Annotated in this window: 15 protein-coding genes and 3 pseudogenes; 7 read left to right on the top strand and 11 right to left on the bottom strand. The window is 47.3% G+C overall.

Features of this window, described 5'->3' with window-relative positions; all coding sequences use genetic code 11:
- The first annotated feature begins 410 nt into the window (after window positions 1-410).
- The 5 genes from ACTHTY_RS10605 (at window position 411) to ACTHTY_RS10585 (ending at window position 4706) form a co-directional block, all read left to right on the top strand.
- The gene (locus ACTHTY_RS10605; protein WP_440367572.1) at window positions 411-1271 is read left to right on the top strand and encodes an SDR family oxidoreductase; all 861 of its coding nucleotides are present in this window, start codon (window positions 411-413) and stop codon (window positions 1269-1271) included.
- A complete protein-coding gene (locus ACTHTY_RS10600; protein ID WP_440367571.1) occupies window positions 1261-2085 on the top strand; it encodes an ABC transporter ATP-binding protein in 825 nt (274 codons plus the stop codon). The genes ACTHTY_RS10605 and ACTHTY_RS10600 overlap by 11 nt, the downstream gene beginning before the upstream one ends.
- A gap of 101 nt (window positions 2086-2186) precedes the next feature.
- Window positions 2187-3704 carry an ABC transporter permease/substrate-binding protein gene (locus tag ACTHTY_RS10595; protein WP_440367569.1) on the top strand — a complete coding sequence of 506 codons (1518 nt, stop codon included), beginning with the start codon at window positions 2187-2189 and terminating at the stop codon, window positions 3702-3704.
- A 47-nt stretch (window positions 3705-3751) separates the two neighbouring features.
- Window positions 3752-4240, top strand: a complete 489-nt coding sequence (locus tag ACTHTY_RS10590) for an alcohol dehydrogenase catalytic domain-containing protein (protein WP_440367567.1) — start codon at window positions 3752-3754, stop codon at window positions 4238-4240.
- Window positions 4241-4262: 22 nt separating this feature from the next.
- Window positions 4263-4706, top strand: a complete 444-nt coding sequence (locus ACTHTY_RS10585; protein ID WP_440367566.1) for a zinc-binding dehydrogenase — start codon at window positions 4263-4265, stop codon at window positions 4704-4706.
- 688 nt (window positions 4707-5394) lie between these two features.
- Here the strand turns inward: ACTHTY_RS10585 and ACTHTY_RS10580 are convergent.
- The 5 genes and pseudogenes from ACTHTY_RS10580 to ACTHTY_RS10560 form a co-directional block, all read right to left on the bottom strand.
- Window positions 5395-5735 (bottom strand): annotated as a pseudogene (locus ACTHTY_RS10580) (L-aspartate oxidase); the annotation flags it as partial.
- A 243-nt stretch (window positions 5736-5978) separates the two neighbouring features.
- Window positions 5979-6425 (bottom strand): hypothetical protein, encoded by a 447-nt coding sequence (locus ACTHTY_RS10575; RefSeq protein ID WP_314513258.1) that lies wholly within the window; start codon window positions 6423-6425, stop codon window positions 5979-5981.
- A gap of 79 nt (window positions 6426-6504) precedes the next feature.
- Window positions 6505-7224 carry a dicarboxylate transporter/tellurite-resistance protein TehA gene (locus ACTHTY_RS10570; protein ID WP_440367564.1) on the bottom strand — a complete coding sequence of 240 codons (720 nt, stop codon included), beginning with the start codon at window positions 7222-7224 and terminating at the stop codon, window positions 6505-6507.
- A complete protein-coding gene (locus ACTHTY_RS10565) occupies window positions 7125-7334 on the bottom strand; it encodes a hypothetical protein (protein WP_440367563.1) in 210 nt (69 codons plus the stop codon). Before ACTHTY_RS10565 ends, ACTHTY_RS10570 begins: the two co-directional genes overlap by 100 nt.
- A 225-nt stretch (window positions 7335-7559) precedes the next feature.
- Window positions 7560-8465: a LysR family transcriptional regulator gene (locus ACTHTY_RS10560; RefSeq protein ID WP_440367561.1), complete on the bottom strand. Its 906-nt coding sequence runs from the start codon at window positions 8463-8465 to the stop codon at window positions 7560-7562.
- 165 nt (window positions 8466-8630) lie between these two features.
- Between ACTHTY_RS10560 and ACTHTY_RS10555 the strand changes: the two genes are divergently transcribed.
- The gene (locus ACTHTY_RS10555) at window positions 8631-9776 is read left to right on the top strand and encodes an alpha/beta hydrolase (RefSeq protein ID WP_440367559.1); all 1146 of its coding nucleotides are present in this window, start codon (window positions 8631-8633) and stop codon (window positions 9774-9776) included.
- A 133-nt stretch (window positions 9777-9909) separates the two neighbouring features.
- On the opposite strand, the pseudogene ACTHTY_RS10550 reads toward ACTHTY_RS10555, so the two are convergent.
- A pseudogene (locus ACTHTY_RS10550) lies at window positions 9910-10657 on the bottom strand (class I SAM-dependent methyltransferase).
- A 406-nt stretch (window positions 10658-11063) separates the two neighbouring features.
- On the opposite strand from ACTHTY_RS10550, the pseudogene ACTHTY_RS10545 reads away from it, so the two are divergent.
- Window positions 11064-11524 (top strand): annotated as a pseudogene (locus ACTHTY_RS10545) (hypothetical protein); the annotation flags it as partial.
- An 80-nt stretch (window positions 11525-11604) separates the two neighbouring features.
- Here ACTHTY_RS10545 and ACTHTY_RS10540 read toward each other — a convergent pair.
- From ACTHTY_RS10540 to ACTHTY_RS10520, 5 genes are all read right to left on the bottom strand, one after another.
- Window positions 11605-12081: a hypothetical protein gene (locus tag ACTHTY_RS10540; RefSeq protein ID WP_440367557.1), complete on the bottom strand. Its 477-nt coding sequence runs from the start codon at window positions 12079-12081 to the stop codon at window positions 11605-11607.
- A 4-nt stretch (window positions 12082-12085) separates the two neighbouring features.
- On the bottom strand, window positions 12086-12634 hold the full coding sequence (locus ACTHTY_RS10535) for a hypothetical protein (protein ID WP_440367603.1): 549 nt from the start codon (window positions 12632-12634) through the stop codon (window positions 12086-12088).
- Window positions 12582-12836, bottom strand: a complete 255-nt coding sequence (locus tag ACTHTY_RS10530) for an RHS repeat-associated core domain-containing protein (RefSeq protein ID WP_440367555.1) — start codon at window positions 12834-12836, stop codon at window positions 12582-12584. Before ACTHTY_RS10530 ends, ACTHTY_RS10535 begins: the two co-directional genes overlap by 53 nt.
- A gap of 301 nt (window positions 12837-13137) precedes the next feature.
- Entirely contained in the window at window positions 13138-13371 is a 234-nt protein-coding gene (locus ACTHTY_RS10525; RefSeq protein ID WP_440367553.1) for a DUF7660 family protein, read from the bottom strand.
- A gap of 10 nt (window positions 13372-13381) precedes the next feature.
- On the bottom strand, window positions 13382-14745 hold a 1364-nt coding region (locus tag ACTHTY_RS10520), incomplete at its 5' end, for an RHS repeat domain-containing protein (protein ID WP_440367552.1).

Here is a 14745-nt window from a genome sequence, read left to right as displayed (position 1 = left end):
TAACATATTAATTATGCTATAACTCTATCACTTAATTATTTAGTAGTGGAATAGGACCGTGGGGACATACCCAAAGCTCTTTAAATTCTTTGAGAATAGAGAAATGCAGTACAAATACTTGGTAATTAAATTCTAAAAACTAGTAGAAGAGGTCCGTTTTAAGCCATAAGGGACCAGAAAACGGAAAGACCACATATCCTAACCTAATTATTAATATCAGCTTAATAATTAAGTAAGTCTTTCGCGGCTTATCGTATGCAGGAAAACTGCTACAATAAAATAACCATTAATAAACCATCCCTTAAATCTATTCAGTCTACCTGAAACCCAAAAAGCAGCATGCACATGGTTTTACAGAAACCCTGTAAACGGCAAAGCTATCTCTTTAGAAAACGCATAAGGATAACAACATGAATCTAGCCATCACTGGTTCCAGCGGCAACATCGGCGGCATGGTCGCCCAACACCTCAGTACACGCGACCTACCGCTTATTCTGCCACTGCGCAACCCCGCCAAAGTACCCGATCTGCCGAACTGCGAGGCGCGGCGGTTTGCCTATGGCGATTTGGAGCTTGCTAAGCAGGCTTTAAATGGGGTGGACGTGCTGTTTATGGTGTCTGCCGCCGAAAGTCCGATGCGCGAACAGGAGCATTTGACTTTGGTGCAGGCTGCTTCGGAAGCGGGCGTGAAACATATTGTCTATCTCTCTTTTGCTCAAGCGGCGTTGGACAGTACCTTCACGCTGGCGCGCACTCATGCGGTTACCGAAAATGCAATCCGGCAAACAAATATGCGCTACACCTTTCTGCGCGACAATTTTTACAGTGAGATGATGGCAACAATTGCTAACGCAGACGGCATCATCGCAGGCCCAGCCGACAACGGGCGCGTTGCCTGCGTTTCACAGCGCGATGTTGCCCAAGCAGCGGCAAACATCATTGCCAACATCGCTTGCGACGATCACCACCACGATAATCAGACCTACACACTGACCGGTTCCCAATCATTAAGTTTTGCTGAAATAGCCGCCGTCTTAACCGAAATCACCGGCAAACCGCACTGCTACCACAATGAAATTGTGGAAGAAGCCTTCGCCAGCCGCAAAGCTGAGTATCCTGACACGCCCGATTGGCAGATTGAAGCCTGGGTTTCTACCTACACTGCCATTGCTAAAGGCGAGCTTGCTACCGTTTCAGACGACCTGTCGCAGTTGTTGGGACGAGCACCGCTTAGTTTTGAAGACGTAGTAAAGACACAATATGCAAAATAATCTTGTCCCATTTATCGAGTTTCGTGGCACAGGCAAGCATTATAACGGCAAATATGCTGTGCGCGATTTGGATTTGACCATTTATCAGGGTGAATTTTTCGTGTTGGTAGGTGGCTCGGGCAGCGGCAAATCCACCACTTTACGCATGATTAACGCGCTAATTGAACCGACCGATGGCAACGTTTATCTGCACGGGAAACGGATTAAAGACTACGACATCCGCCAGCTCCGCCACCAAATTGGTTACGTATTACAGCAAATCGCGCTTTTTCCCACCATGACCGTCGCGGAAAATATCGAACTCATGCCTGACGTACTGGGCTGGCCGAAAGCCGAACGCAAAACGCGTGTGAATGAATTATTGGAGCTGGTGGAACTTGACCCTGCGCACTACCGCGACCGCTATCCGCACGAACTTTCCGGCGGTGAACAGCAGCGCATCGGCATTTTGCGAGCCATTGCAGCCAAGCCCCAAGTTCTGCTGATGGACGAACCGTTTTCAGCACTTGACCCGCTGGTGCGCACCGTGCTGCAAGACCAAATTGCTATGATTCACCAAAAATTTGGCACCACTATCGTTTTCGTTACCCATGATATGCAGGAAGCCGCCAAACTCGCTTGCCGTATCGGTGTAATGCATAATGGCAAACTGGTACAAATCGGCACACCTGAAGAAATCAAAAAGCAGCCGGCAAATGATTATGTGCAATCGCTATTTTCCACCGCCGACGCACCCGATGCCGAACGCATCATCCACCAATTCTTACGGTTGGATAAACAGGGACAGGAAGCTGTGAGAAGGGCAGTGTTATGATGGTGAAGGCCGTCTGAAACCTCTTTCAAGGCGCTAATACCTTGCTGTAAAGAAAACATAAACATCTATTATTCAATGTACTAAACATAAAATTTAAAACTATGTTCTCATCCCTAAACGTTACCCCAGCAGAACTCTGGCAAATGCTGCTTACGCATTTATGGCTTTCCGGCCTGGCTTTGCTCGCGGCAGTGGCGATTGCAGTGCCTGCGGCCGTGTTGTTTGCGCGCAGACAGCGGGCAGCGGAAGTGGTATTACAGTTTACCAATATATTGCAAACCATTCCGTCTTTGGCGCTGCTGGGTTTGCTGATTCCGTTTGTCGGTATCGGTTCGCCGCCCGTCTTGATTGCACTCACGCTATACGCACTGTTGCCGATTTTTCAAAATACCTATTTGGGGCTGACCCAAATCGACCAATCGATTCAAGATGCATACACTGCATTCGGACTATCGCGCTGGCAATCATTGTGGCGGATTGAGCTGCCGATGGCTTTGCCTGCCATGATTTCGGGCATTCGCACGGCGGCAGTGCTGATTGTCGGCACGGCAACTCTGGCGGCGTTAATTGGCGCAGGCGGCTTGGGTAACCTGATTCTGCTCGGCATTGACCGCAACAACATGACAATGACGTTTACCGGCGCATTACTCTCCGCGTTATTGGCTGTCGGTGTAAGCGGCATTATCGGGCTGTTGCAGAAATCGCGACGCAAGTTGCCGATTATTCTTGCATTGGCGGTGGGCTTCGGCGCACTCGGTCTGTCGCAGATTTCATTTACACCTGCCACAAAAAACGTGGTGGTTGCCGGCAAAATGGGGAGTGAGCCGGATATTCTGATTAACATGTATAAATTATTGATTGAACGTGAGAATTCGAACGTGAAAGTCACAGTCAAACCTAATTTTGGCAAAACTACTTTCCTGTTTAGCGCACTGAATAGTGGCGAAATCGATATTTATCCTGAATTCACCGGCACAGTGCTGGAAGCCTTAGTACAAGTACCAACTGAACAGAAGAACCGCCATCTGTCGCCAGATGAAACCTATCAACGGGGCAAACAATTATTGGCGGAACAATATCAGTTAGAGTTTCTGCCACCAATGTCTTATCAGAACACTTATGCGTTGGCAGTCAAAGAAAGCTACGGCGCGGAGCACCAACTGAATGTCATCAGCGACTTAAAGCAGGCTGCGCCCGATATCCGAGCAGGTTTCTCACTGGAGTTTACCGACCGAGCAGACGGCTACAAAGGCATGCAGGCAGCAGGTATCACGCTGAAACATATTGTTAGCTTGGAACCTGCCTTACGCTATACGGCATTGTTGAATGAAAAAATCGACCTAGTGGAGGCCTTTTCTACCGACGCAGAATTGAAGCAATACCAGTTGCGCCTGCTGAAAGATGATATTTCCCTGTTTCCTGCTTATCAGGGGGCACCATTGATGAAAGCAGAATTTGCCGAAAAAAATCCGCAAATTGTGACCGCACTTAACCGACTGGCGGGAAAAATTAGCGAAGAGGAAATGAGCGAGATGAACTACCGCGTGAAAGTGCAAGGCGAAAGCGCGGAAAACGTGGCTCGGGATTATTTAGAGAAAAATGGGTTGTTAGGAAAGTAAAATTGGCAGTAGGCTACCTAAAAGCATCAGATTCTTAGGGAGGTATTATGAAAGCCGTAAAAATCTACCAAGCCGGCGGAGCGGAACAACTAATTTATCAAGACGTGCCAACACCTGATATCAAAGAGGGTTGGTCACTGGTAAAAATTAAAGGCTTCGGCATCAACCATTCTGAGATTTTCATGCGTGAAGGCAAATCGCCATCCGTGCAGTTTCCACGCATTTTGGGCATTGAATGTGTAGGCGAAGTGGCGCAAAGTTCCACACCCGCGCTGGCGGTCGGACAAAAGGTCGTCTCTATTATGGGCGAAATGGGGCGCGCCTTTGACAGCAGCTACGCCGAATATGTGTTGCTGCCCAACGAGCAAATTTACCCCGTTCATACCGATTTGGATTGGAAAACCCTTGCCGCAATTCCCGAAACCTACTACACCGCATTCGGCTCGTTGCAGCAGCTTCGTATCGCGGCCGCAAGATCGTGTGTTGGTGCGTGGTGCCGGCAGCGGTGTGGTCATAGCCTTTGCGTAGCTTCTTAAAGCACAGTTTCCGCATATCGTATTGCACGGTTCAACGCGTAATCCTGCCAAAGCTACCCATTTGCAAGCGGTCGGATTTGACGAAGTGATTACTGAAGCCGATGGCAAACTACAAACAAACCAAAACTATGACAAAATTCTGGAATTGGTCGGGCCAGCAACTTTGTGTGATTCTTTCACCCACATCAACGAACACGGCATCATCTGCAATACAGGGCAGCTAGGTAATATATGGTACGTGAACGATTTTGATCCGATTATCGAACTCAAAAACAACAGCTATCTCACCGCCTTTTATTCGGGCAATGTGTCGCAAGCCAAGCTGGATGCGATGTTTGACTATATCTGGCAATTTAATGTGAAAATCTTAATTGAACGCGTGTTTACATTGGAACAAGTTCCCGAAGCCCACCGTTTTTTGCAAAGCGCGGACGGGTTTGGGAAAGTGGTGGCAGTCAATGAATAGGACTATCTAAAATTCTATAAAAGAAATTTAATCATGCTTTGGAATAAAACTGTGATCTGAATTGGTTTCATGGATATTGATAAAGAGAAGGCCATCTGAAATTCTTCAAATGGCCTTTTATATTTGAATTCTGTAAGTGATTGTACAACTAGAAGAAACAGGACTTAGCAGGCTAAAATACTAGTATTATGAATTTAACATAATATAAATTAATTTCCTTTTCCCTATTCTTCTACAAATTCCGCTGTTTTGTTCCTATATGTCAAATGAGAATTAATGATACTCTAGAGAGTGTGCTCATAGTACTCCAATTTTTAGTATCAAATCAATAGGTTTTAATAGAAATTTGGCTGGTTAATTTTACTGTAATCTTATCATTAATCGTAGCCTGGCGAAATTGTAGCCTAGCGAAATAGAGTAGGGTAAAGATAGTGAATTGTGCCAACTTTGTTTGAACTTATTCAAAACTGTTCAGATGGTCTTATTTCATTAATCCTAGCTTTTTTCTCTCCACAAAATGCAAAGACCATTGTTGATTAGTTATTATCACTTATAACTACTGCCAATCCCTGCATTTTAGTTTCCACCGTTTCTCCTACTTTCTTTCAATCTTTCCTTAATCATGTGTGAACCTTTTCTTTTTCAGTCAATGACGTTATTTATTGGAGAAAAGTTTTCACTATCAGCCTTAACAATCACTATTAAAATATGCTCCGATGTTCTGTCTCCGCCTGTATGCGGCTTGGACGACGGTGAGGCTGCATTCGAGCAGGTTGCGGTTTTCGTATTCGAACACGGTGTGCGGCTCGGCTTGGTTTTGTTTCCAAAGCCTCAGTTGGGCGATAGCGCGGCGCAGGTCGGTATCGTTGCGGAGAATGCCTAGTGTTGGTTGAATGCTTGCAGGGCGGGGCGGCTGAATGTGTTTTGAAGGTCGTCTGAAAAGATACCCGCTTCGGAGTAGGGGCGTTCAGACGGCCTTTGGGACGGTACGGCTTGGAATGCTTGTCCATCTGCGACGGGCTGGTATGCCTGCCAGCTTTCGGCGTAGCTGCGGATGAGGTAAGCGTCGTATAAATCGTGGCTGAAGAACGACCAGAACACGGGGTCGTCCTGATAAGTCAGGCTGATGCCGTCGGGTGTGTGGAGTTTCAGGTAGCCTTGCGTTTGACGGTCGATATGCAGGGCGAGGCTGTTTGGGGAGGAGGGATGGTGGTATTGTTCCAGAACGGCGTTGAGCGATCGGTAGTGCATGGGGCATCCTTTGAAAGGCGTTCAGCGATAACTGATGACGATCATCGTACTGCCGTCTTTATTGTAGTAATACGCGCCCGCATTGCCCCATGTAAATCGACGGCATTTGCCAGATGCCGATGTTTCAATGGCGCAAGGGGCATCGCCCAGCTGCTTATCCAGCCATCGATCAAATTGTTTTCTGCGTTGCAATTCGCGCTCCTCCGACCATGCTGCCCAGCTGTTGTCCTCGCCTATCGGGCAGAAGAATATGGATAAGCTCTCCAGCCGCTGCTGCTCGAACTGGGCGGTAAGGGTGTATTGTTCGGACTGTTTGGTAAATGACAAACCGAAAAATGTTATTCCCGCTTGCAGATGATTCGGGCTGGATTTTGGGAAGCATGCAATCCAATCATCAAGCGTGGTGCGCGCGCTAATAATGTTGCCGTCTGGCAGGATAATGCTGCCGTTTTTAGGGTTTATCTTCATCGGTTTGAATTTCCAAATATAGTTTTCAGACGACCTGAGACTATGTCCGTTTTATAACACCTTTAAGCCGCACGATTTTTCATTTCACCAACAAGCGCCCCTGTCTCGCCAAATTCAAAGTCGCCAGCAACAGCAACATCACCAAACCGGAGCCTGTGGTGGCGAGGAAATAGCCTAAAAACAGTAAACGCTGTTCGGCGATCAAATGAAAACCGCAGCCCGTCATTGCCGCCAAACCGAACGAGAAACCCCAAAAACTGGGGCTAAATCCTTTCTCCAGCATCCAAGCCAGAAGGTGTAGCAGTAGCAGGAATTGCAGGCAGCCGTAGCCGATTAAAAGCAGCGGGAAGGTATCGATGTGCCCGCCCGATACGGCGAAATAGGCGCCGCAGCCGACAAAAGCGGGCGCAAGTTGAATGCCGACAATACCGCGCACAGGGGCGTTGACGGGTGTGCCGGTGCGCAAACGGCTCAATATGGCGGCTTCCAAGCTAAGCCATGAAAACAGTCCCGCGCCCAAAAACAGCCAAGCGTAATCCGATAAACCCAATGTCGCCATTGCGGTCGCGCTGACAAAATTGGTGGCAACGGTGGGCAGGTAAACAATCGGCGTGGTGGCATCAAGGTTATGGACGCCGCGCCACAAGCCGCCTGCGCGGTACATGGCAAATGCCAACTGTCCCGCCGTTCCCAGCAAAATCAACCCTCTCGGCGGAAAAAACGGATTTTGATGATGTAGGCAATAACCAGCAGCAGCCAAAGCACAAAGGCAGCGGCTAACAACGTTTCCGCAGCCCAATTCGGTAAAAGCCCGATACGCGCGCCGTAACGCCAAGACAAACCGAGCGCGAAAAGCCCCAACGGCATGCTGAAATAGCTGAGGGGGATGGGAAATTTTTTGGTACTCATGACGATGTGTGTTTTAAGGAAAGGCGGTAGTATAGCCGATTCAAATCGGTAAATGCAGCTTGGGTTGAGACCTAATAAAGACGCTAAATCTGTCCGGAGTATCGGATTTCAGCATAAGCCGTATTGGGTATGGATATTCTGATGTTTGAGTTTGTAAATGTGTTTTCAGACGACCTGAAGGCAAGCGGAAACAGACGATGAATGTCGCTTGAGCCTTCTTGATTTTTAGGTAGCCTCTTTATCATACATTTCCCGCAACACCTCCGTCAGCCAGTCGAACACCTTTAACACGCGCCCGGGAGTTACTGTGCGTTGCGGGCGGTAGATGTAGAGTTGCCACGGGCGGCGCGGGATTTCGGGGAAGAGTTCCACTAGTTCGCCGTTTTGCAGGTGGATTCGGCACAGATGTTCCGGGATATAGGCGGCAACACTGCCTGCCAGTGCGGCGGCGAGTTCGTTGGCAGGGTCGTCCGTGATGAAACGGATGTTTTTTGGAAAAACGTGCATTTCTGCGTTGAGCGGCCAGCCCCACGGGCGGTTGGTGTTGGCGTTAATGAGCGACGATGCGGGGAAACGGCCGGTTAATTCGTCTAGGCTTTGCGGCGTGCCGTAGCGGGCGAGATAGGCGGGGGAGGCGACGATTTTGTCGGTGATGTCGCAGATTTTGCGGACAATCATCAAATCTTCCGCCTGTGTGCCGATGCGGATGCCGATATCGAGTTGGTTTTCCACCGCGTTAAGTTTGGCGTCGTTGCCGCGCAAATCGAAATAAATTTCGGGATAGTCAGCGCATTTTTCCAGCAGGCGGGTGAGTATGCGGCCGTTATCGCTCCACTGCGGTACGGTGATGCGGACGATGCCGCGTATCTCGTCTTTTTCTTTGGCGGCAGAAAACAGGTTTTCGCTGTCGGCAAGGAGCTGCTGGGCGCGCGGCAGGAAGGCTGTGCCAAACTCGGTCAGGTGGATATTGCGTGTGTTGCGGGTAAAAAGCTGTTCGCCGAGGTGTTGTTCTAATTCGGCAATCACACGCGTTACCACCTGCGGCGAAACGGACAGGCGCAGCGCGGTTTCGCGGAATTGCAGGGTCTCGGCGGCGGAACAGAAGTATTTTAGGGCGTTGAGTTTGTCCATTTTGATTTCAAGAGATTGGTTCAGGCCGTCTGAAAACCTTTTCAGGCAGCCTGCACCTTAATTGTTCCAAATTTTAGAATTAACAATTCAGATTTTATTCATTGTTTGCCAAACAGTCCATCCCTATAATGCACTCTTTCGATAAGCAAATCACGGAGCAAACCCATGAAAAATCAAGTTAAAAAATCATTCCTGAAAGCTGCTGCCGCAGCCGCCGTTGCATTGACTTTGTCTGCCCCTGCGCTGGCAAACGTATCCATTACCCCGATAAAAGGAGTTCAAACCATGCAGCTTACCCAAGAATGGGACAAAATTTTCCCCCAGTCCAATAAAGTGGAACACCACAAAGTAACATTCAAAAACCGCTACGGCATCACATTGGTTGGCGATTTGTATGTGCCGAAAAACATCCGTTCAGGCCAGAAACTGCCCGCAATTGCGGTAGCCGGCCCGTTCGGTGGGGTGAAGGAGCAATCCAGCGGTCTATATGCCCAAGCGATGGCAGAACGCGGTTTTGTAACCTTGGCGTTTGACCCGTCCTACCTTGGTGAATCCGGCGGCGAACCGCGTAATATGGAGTCGCCCGACATCAACACTGAAGACTTTTCCGCCGCCGTTGATTTTCTCGGCCTGCAAAACTTCGTGAACCGCGAACAAATAGGCATCTTGGGCATTTGCGGTTGGGGCGGCATGGCGTTGAACGCCGCCGTGGGCGATACCCGTATCAAAGCCGTTGCCACCAGCACCATGTACGACATGACCCGCGTGATGGCCAACGGCTACGAAATCAACATGAAGCAGAACGCACAAGGAGACTACGACCGCGCCCCTGCGCAAACTGCCGAAGCGCGCTACCAAATGAAAGTGCAACTGAACAACGGTCGCTGGGAAGCAGCGCAAAACGGTTACGCCACCCTTGCGCCCGCCAACAACCTTGACCTCAAAGACATTACCGCCGACACGCCGAAATTTATCGCCGAATACGCCGATTTCTACCGCACCAAACGCGGCTTCCATCCCCGCGCGGTAAACTCCAATCCGCAAGGTTCTTGGGCGACCACCGTACCGCTGGCGTTCATCAATATGCCCATCCTGCAACGTGCCGGCGAATTGCGCGCCCCCGCTTTAATCGTCCACGGTGAAAAAGCACACTCACGCTATTTCAGCGAAGACGCGTTCAAATCTCTGGGTAGCAAAAACAAAGAGCTGTACATCGTGCCGGGTGCGAACCACACGGATTTGTATGACAACACCACTGGCAAGATTCCGTTTGATAAGTTTGAGCAGTTCTTTAAAGCGAATCTGCATTAAGGTCGTCTGAAAGGCTACCTGAGAGTGTAAAAGCAGCCTGCACTTTTTTGTAACGAGTGCAGGCTGCTTTTTATTTTTCAGACGGCCTTTTCAGATTTTGAGGCCGTCTGAAAAAACAAACGCAGCACCTGTTTTAGGCAGGTTTGCGGAAGATGATGCAGTAAAAGCGGTTGCTCCACAGCAGCCGCTTTTTCTTTTCCTGTACGGTTTCGGAGATGCAGTTTTCGATTTGTGTCAGGTCGAAATCGGTGTCTTGGAAGTAGTTCCGCGTGAATAGGCTTTTTTTGTATTGTTTCTGGATAAAGTCGGTGGTTTCGTCTGCAATCATGATTTTGGTGCCGGGCTTGGCGACGCGCAGCATTTCGTTGATGGCTTTTTGTTTGTCGCTGAAAAAATTGATGCCACCCACATGGAATACGACGTCGAACATATTGTCGGCAAAGGGTAAATTTTCGGCGTTGCAGTGTACCAAGTCCAAGCCTGCCGCTTTTTTCTGCCACACGTCGCGGCAGCGTTCCAACATGCCGAGCGACAGGTCGGCACCGGTCAAGTCCAGCGGCGGGGTCGATGTCGGCGGGCAGGTGGTTTAAATCGGTACCTGTGCCGATGGAGACGTAGAGTGCGGTGCAATCCTGCCGCCCACTCCAGTTCGCCCATCAGGCTGCGCCGTGTCTCGTTGATGCTGTTGCCGTATTTGAGGCGGGCTATCCAGCGTTCGCCGAAATCGTACCAACGGGCAAGGCGGTTGTAATTTTCATGTATTTGGCGTTGTCGCCCGTTACGGTGTCGGAATCGAGGCACAACAGAATGCCGTCTTGTTCGGGCGGAAGCGGGTTTTGCAGGGCGGGTTTGAGCTTTTGGATGAGTTTGGCGGAAGGCATGGTGCTTCTCCTGTCGATGATTAAACTATGCGTATCCGGCGGGGTCGTCTGAAAGTTTGATTGGATGGGGAACAGGCGATTTTAGGTGACTGCGCTGTCTGAAATAAAGGCTGCCTGAAACGTGATTTCAGACGGCCTAACAGGCTAAAATACTAGTATTATGAATTTAACATAATATAAATTAATTTCCTTTTCCCTATTCTTCTACAAATTCCGCTGTTTTGTTCCTATATGTCAAATGAGAATTAATGATACTCTAGAGAGTGTGCTCATAGTACTCCAATTTTTAGTATCAAATCAATAGGTTTTAAGAGAAATTTGGCTGTTTAATTTTACTGTGACTCTACCACTGAATTATGGGATAGCGGAATAAGAGTAGAGAATAGTCATATGATCTTGCCAATGCAATCCTTCCTCCACCCCCAGGGAGAAGGACAAAGGATATAATCTTGGCAATGGTAATCTCCTTAACTGCTACCATTGCTTTGGCACCCTGATCTACCGCCAGCTGCCCAATGGCGAAAACCAATATTACCAATACGATCTAGAAAACCAACTCGTCCGCGCCGAAATCAAAAAGCCCGCAGGCAATACCGAAATTTGGACATACGCCTATGACCCGTTCGGCCGAAGTCTCTCCAAAGAACGTCAAGACAAACTCGCCTGGATGAGTACCGACCCGAAACGCACCCACTTCGTCTGGGATGGTAGCCTGCCTATTGCAGGAGTACACCTACAAAGGCAGCTACAAACCGCTGGCACAAGTCTTTGACAACGGCCAAAGACGGTAAACAATACCTCGCCTATTTCCACAACGACCAAATCGGCATACCGAAAGAGATGACCGACATTCACGGCAATCTCTTATAATTCTTTCATTGTAAACACCTTTAAGTTATACAAAGCCAAAGATTGTTTCTGCTGGAATAGTTTATTTATTTTTAAAGTTAAGCGTTCACTCCAATAGAAACAGATAACACATCTTCCTCATTGTCGAGTAGAGATATATCGATAACTTTATCTATATTATTGCTAAAGAATTTTAAACAATAAAAATTAGGTTTATTTATCAATTCTAGCCAATTGCTAATATTTTTTATTTTGATAATAAACAAGGGGAATAATTCTATTGGTGTTTCAGCCGAATCATTTATTCCTCCATAAAAGTACACATAAGCAATATCATTTTTCTCTGGTACAAAAAAATTTAATATTTCATTTTTTATCGATAAACTAAAATTATCTTTTAATAATTCTATATTTCTGTAGGAGGTAAAAGTACGATTTATTATTTCACATGAGAGTGGATATGGAATAAATTTTTCAGAATCTGAAATTAAATTATTTAAAAAATGAGTTTCTTTCATTTTTTTCATTAAATTATTCTGTTTTAAAGTAAAAATCCTATCTTTTAAAGTTGTCATAATACTATCTCCTATGTTGTACGGTTACATTATCTTTGTAGTACTTCCAAGAAAATGTACCATTCCCATTATTTCTTTTTTGAACAAGATTTCCATCCATTTTGGCAGTACCTACATGCCAGTGCGGACAAGGATGTTTTGCATCAGAGGGATGGTGTGAAACAATGAGTGGTGTTCGTGAACCATTTGGATTTTTATACATATATTGTTCCCAGTTAGGTGTTATATTTTGTGCAATAGGGGTTGAACTTGTTGGAATACCAGCTTCTTTTAAAGCAATAATTCTTGCAGCATTTTTTGTGGGAAATTGTGAACAAGGGTCTTTTTCATCTTTATTGCATCGCCCAACAGCAGTATGTGATTTTGACTGGGATGCGATAATCGCAGCCGCTGCATTATTAGCAGCAGCTGCACGCTGACGGCCAGTATACTGAACTGCCAAAGCCACCAGGGCTGGAAATAGTTCCTGCGAAGCTGAATAATCCAAATGGATCAGTCCATTAAACAGTATTTGGTACAAACCTATATAAATTACTGCCACCTTCCAACCCAATCGGATCCTGATTCACAAACCGTCCCGCATCAGGCTCGTAATACCTGAAGAGGTTGCAATGCAACCCCGTCTCGCGGTCGGCATACTGGTTCTGTAAGCGGAAGGGTTGGTATGCGCTATCCGTTACTCGGGTTTCCTCTTTCAGATGGCCCCAGCCGTAATAATCCCCGAACCAAACCAGATTACCGTCCTTATCGGTCATCTCTCTCTGGATGCCGATTTGGTCGCAGTAGAAGTAGCGGGTTTGTTGTCGACTTTCGCTGTCTTTAGTTGTCCAATCGCGGACTTGGGCTAAAGGCTCGTAGGAATCTGGATCGGTGTAAATATAGGTGCCGTCTGAAATTTGCTCCTGTAACAGATGGCTGCCGTCCCAAACGAAGCGGGTTTGCTCTTCGAGACGAAGGTTGTCTGAAAAATATTTTTTCAGACAACCTTACAGTTTTGTTGGAATTCAATCCAATCTATAATAAGCTGAACTCAGTTCAACCTACGCTTACTTATTGCTATTCATATATTCGTGAGGCATTCAAAATGTCTGCTAGCATACTCCAATTTAAAGTTTTGTCGTTATATTCTTTCATACCTATATTTTTATAGTATCCATCCATGTCTTCAATCCAATTTTTCATGGCTTCTAAAAAGCTATCTAGTGTATTATTTTCAAAATCTTCTGTATAAATTTCAGTAATGAATTCTTTTAAAAAAACTAGAAAGTCATCTCTATTTTTAATTTCCATAATTTAATCCTCATCGAACAATTAGATTCTTGCCGTTGCCAAGTTTTAAAGTCATTGATTTACCTTCCGTTTTAGTAGTCATTTTCCACATTTGTTTTTTTACCATACTAGAATTTGCTTCTTGAACAGGAGTGCATTCTATTTTCGCAATTTTAAAAGCAGCCAATCTACGGTGGTCTAAAGTCCATGTTTTGCCACTCTCGTCTTTCCAAATATTAATTCTTAAAATATTAGGATCTAACTTACCAGATTTTAAATCTGCCGCATTTTGTAGAACTGTATAATCCCCTGTTTGATTTTTTGCGCTGCTTTGCATGAAGTGAATATCTTTTGTTGGCATGGTTCCTGGCGGACAGTTTTGGCATTTCCCAGTCAAACCTAATACATCAATCCACCTCTGCATGTTCAGCGCAAACTGATAAAAATTGCTTCCGCCCCACAACCCAATCGGATCCTGATTCACAAACCGCCCGACGTTCGGCTCATAATACCTGAAGAAGTTGTAATGCAGCCCTGTCTCAAGGTCGGCATACTGGTTCTGCAGGCGGAAGGGTTGGTATGCGCTATCCGTTACCTTGGTTTCCTCTTTCAGACGGCCCCAACCGGTGTAGTTGCCGAACCATAAGAGGTTGCCGTCTTTATCGGTCATCTCTCTTGGGATGCCGATTTGGTCGCAATGGAAGTAGTGGATTTGCTGGTGGCTTTCGCCTTTGGCATTGGTGTGGTTGTGTACTTGTGCCAAAGGTTCGTAGCTGTCGGGATCGGTGTAGAGATAGGTATATCTGCCGTCCGGGTGGACTTCCTGTAAGAGGTGGCTGCCGTCCCAAACGAAGCGGGTTTGGTTTTCGAGGCCGTTCCCGCCTAAATCATGCGGGAATGACGTTTCTGAAACTTCTCCGTTTTTCAGACGGCCTTTGCCTATCCTTCTTCCCAGGGCGTCGTAGCTGTAGGCCCAAGTCTCTTTCGTGCCGTCTTTTTTGAAGATTTCGGCTTTAACCAGTTGGTCATGCAGATCGTAGAAATAGTTCTGCACTTCGCCGTCGGCCAGCTCGCGGTGGATCAGGTTGCCGAGGTCGTCGTAGTAATAGGTCGTGCCGTTGTAGGTTTTCAGGCGGTTGTCGGTGATGGCGGAGCGACCGTCTGAAATCGGCGCGGTCGTTTTGCCCTCTCCCCGACCCTCTCCCACGGGAGAGGGGGCAGGGTATGGTTTGACCTTTTCCGTCGGGATGTCGAGGATATTGTGTGCGGGGTCGAAGGCGAACATTTCATTACCCGCTTGGGTAATCCGGCCCAGTTTGTCGTACTCGAAGTGGGTCGTTCCCATCCGTTGGTCGGTACTGTGGGTCAGGTTGCCGGTGCGGTCGTAGCCGTAGC

This window comes from Neisseria sp. P0019.S002, assembly GCF_051957155.1.
GTDB classification, from domain to species: domain Bacteria; phylum Pseudomonadota; class Gammaproteobacteria; order Burkholderiales; family Neisseriaceae; genus Neisseria; species Neisseria perflava.
This window is presented reverse-complemented; position numbering and strand designations above follow the sequence as displayed.

Coding starts and splice junctions, on each gene's coding strand:
- ACTHTY_RS10605 (WP_440367572.1), top strand. CDS start 411: ATGAATCTAGCCATCACTGGTTCCAGCGGCAACATCGGCGGCATGGTC.
- ACTHTY_RS10600 (WP_440367571.1), top strand. CDS start 1,261: ATGCAAAATAATCTTGTCCCATTTATCGAGTTTCGTGGCACAGGCAAG.
- ACTHTY_RS10595 (WP_440367569.1), top strand. CDS start 2,187: ATGTTCTCATCCCTAAACGTTACCCCAGCAGAACTCTGGCAAATGCTG.
- ACTHTY_RS10590 (WP_440367567.1), top strand. CDS start 3,752: ATGAAAGCCGTAAAAATCTACCAAGCCGGCGGAGCGGAACAACTAATT.
- ACTHTY_RS10575 (WP_314513258.1), bottom strand. CDS start 6,425: ATGAAGATAAACCCTAAAAACGGCAGCATTATCCTGCCAGACGGCAAC.
- ACTHTY_RS10565 (WP_440367563.1), bottom strand. CDS start 7,334: ATGAGTACCAAAAAATTTCCCATCCCCCTCAGCTATTTCAGCATGCCG.
- ACTHTY_RS10560 (WP_440367561.1), bottom strand. CDS start 8,465: ATGGACAAACTCAACGCCCTAAAATACTTCTGTTCCGCCGCCGAGACC.
- ACTHTY_RS10555 (WP_440367559.1), top strand. CDS start 8,631: ATGAAAAATCAAGTTAAAAAATCATTCCTGAAAGCTGCTGCCGCAGCC.
- ACTHTY_RS10540 (WP_440367557.1), bottom strand. CDS start 12,081: ATGACAACTTTAAAAGATAGGATTTTTACTTTAAAACAGAATAATTTA.
- ACTHTY_RS10530 (WP_440367555.1), bottom strand. CDS start 12,836: ATGACCGATAAGGACGGTAATCTGGTTTGGTTCGGGGATTATTACGGC.
- ACTHTY_RS10525 (WP_440367553.1), bottom strand. CDS start 13,371: ATGGAAATTAAAAATAGAGATGACTTTCTAGTTTTTTTAAAAGAATTC.